Source organism: Sphingobium sp. CR2-8, from assembly GCF_035818615.1.
In the GTDB taxonomy this organism is placed as follows: Bacteria; Pseudomonadota; Alphaproteobacteria; order Sphingomonadales; family Sphingomonadaceae; genus Sphingobium.
In genome coordinates, this window is the sequence record NZ_JAYKZY010000001.1 from 1 (window position 1) to 2,500 (window position 2,500).

Below are 2,500 nucleotides of genomic sequence, written 5' to 3' on the forward strand. Positions count from 1 at the left end.
TAAATGTAGTTTCAGTTGGTTGCGGGAGTAGGATTTGAACCTACGACCTTCAGGTTATGAGCCTGACGAGCTACCGGGCTGCTCCATCCCGCGTCACCAACGGTAAAAGGGCGACCTTTTGGGTCGCCCTTTTTTTGACTGTGAATGGGTTTTATGTTTTCCGATATATGCGCGCGCTGCAATGCCTGGCGACGCCCTACTCTTCCAGTGCTTGAGCAATAGTACCATCGGCGCAGACTGGTTTCACGGCCGAGTTCGGGATGGGATCGGGTGGGTCACAGACGCTATGGTCACCAAGCAATGAAGCGGGCGCATATAAGGGGGTTATAATCGATACCGTGCACGTTTTGTGTGTGTTTGTAAGCATATATCTGGGCTGGCTTAACAACCTACGATCGTCGAGCGCTGCTGTATGACCAGCATTGTCGTTGATGGTGGGACTCTTAAGCGCGAATAGGACAATTAGTATCGGTTAGCTTCATGCGTTACCGCACTTCCACATCCGATCTATCAACGTGGTGGTCTTCCACGGTCCTGTGAAATCTTATCTTGAGGGAGGCTTCCCGCTTAGATGCTTTCAGCGGTTATCCCGTCCATACATAGCTACCCTGCTGCGCCACTGGCGTGACGACAGGTACACCAGAGGTATGTTCAACCCGGTCCTCTCGTACTAGGGTCAACTCCTCTCAAATTTCGACGCCCACGGCAGATAGGGACCAAACTGTCTCGCGACGTTCTGAACCCAGCTCACGTACCACTTTAATTGGCGAACAGCCAAACCCTTGGGACCTGCTCCAGCCCCAGGATGTGATGAGCCGACATCGAGGTGCCAAACGATTCCGTCGATATGAGCTCTTGGGAATCATCAGCCTGTTATCCCCGGCGTACCTTTTATCCGTTGAGCGATGGCCCTTCCACGAGGGACCACCGGATCACTATGACCGACTTTCGTCTCTGCTCGACTTGTCAGTCTCGCAGTCAGGCGGGCTTATGCCATTGCACTCTAACAGACGGTTTCCAACCGTCCTGAGCCCACCATCGCGCGCCTCCGTTACTCTTTAGGAGGCGACCGCCCCAGTCAAACTACCCACCACAGAGGGTCCCTGCACCGGATAACGGTGCGAGGTTAGACATCAGAAAACAGCAGGGTGGTATTTCACCTATGGCTCCACATCAACTGGCGTCGATGCTTCAAAGCCTCCCACCTATGCTACACAGCTCTTTCCTAATGCCACTCTGAAGTTGCAGTAAAGGTGCACGGGGTCTTTCCGTCTAACCGCGGGTACTCCGCATCTTCACGGAGAATTCAATTTCGCTGAGCATATCCTGGAGACAGTGGGGAAGTCGTTACGCCATTCGTGCAGGTCGGAACTTACCCGACAAGGAATTTCGCTACCTTAGGACCGTTATAGTTACGGCCGCCGTTTACCTGGGCTTCAATTCAGAGCTTGCACTCCTCCTCTTAACCTTCAGGCACCGGGCAGGCGTCAGGCCCTATACGTCGTCTTGAAGCCGACTTAGCAGAGCCCTGTGTTTTTGCTAAACAGTCGCTACCCCCTGGCCTGTGCCCCCCATAAGTGCTTGCGCATATATGGGGCCTCCTTCTTCCGAAGGTACGGAGGCAATTTGCCGAGTTCCTTCAGGATACTTCTCTCAAACGCCTTGGTATACTCTACCATTCCACCTGTGTCGGTTTAGGGTACGGTCTATACGGAGGGGCTATTTCCTGGGACAACTTCACAGCCTGGAGCAATCCAATAAGCCCAGACCATTTACGCCATCCGTCACACACCTCCAGGCCCACGAATATTAACGTGGTTCCCATCGACTACCCCCTTCGGGCTCGTCTTAGGGGCCGGCTTACCCTGCTCAGATTAGCTTTAAGCAGGAACCCTTGGAATTTCGGCGACAGTGCATCTCACACTGTTAATCGCTACTCATGTCTGCATTCGCACTTCCGATACCTCCACGGTCGGTTACCCTCCCGCTTCAACGGCCTACGGAACGCTCCGCTACCGCTCAGTCAAAGACTGAACCCTAAGCTTCGGTGCATCACTTTAGCCCCGTTACATCTTCGCCGCAGGATCTCTTATTTAGACCAGTGAGCTGTTACGCTTTCTTTAAAGGATGGCTGCTTCTAAGCCAACCTCCTGGTTGTTTTGGAAATCCCACATGCTTTCCCACTTAGTGATGACTTGGGGACCTTAGCTGTAGGTTAGGGCTGTTTCCCTTTTGACGACGGACCTTAGCACCCGCCGTCTGTCTGCCGGACTAAACTCGTTGGTATTCGGAGTTTGGTTAGTATTGGTAGATCTCGCGACCCCCGCAACCATCCAGTGCTCTACCCCCAACGGCAATCATCCGACGCTCTACCTCAATAGATTTCGCGGAGAACCAGCTATTTCCCGGCTTGATTGGCCTTTCACCCCTAAGCACAACTCATCCGACAATTTTTCAACATTGAACGGTTCGGTCCTCCAGTGCGTGTTACCGCACCTTC

Annotated in this window: 1 tRNA gene and 2 rRNA genes (1 of these 3 cut by a window edge); all 3 read right to left on the bottom strand. The window is 53.1% G+C overall.

Annotation, left to right across the window (positions count from 1 at the left end):
- Positions 1-16: 16 nt before the first annotated feature.
- A tRNA-Met gene (locus U5A82_RS00005) sits at positions 17-93 on the bottom strand.
- 90 nt (positions 94-183) lie between these two features.
- Positions 184-298: ribosomal RNA gene (gene rrf, locus U5A82_RS00010) — 5S ribosomal RNA — on the bottom strand.
- Between the two features lie 145 nt (positions 299-443).
- Positions 444-2,500: ribosomal RNA gene (locus tag U5A82_RS00015) — 23S ribosomal RNA — on the bottom strand; it runs 738 nt beyond the window's last position.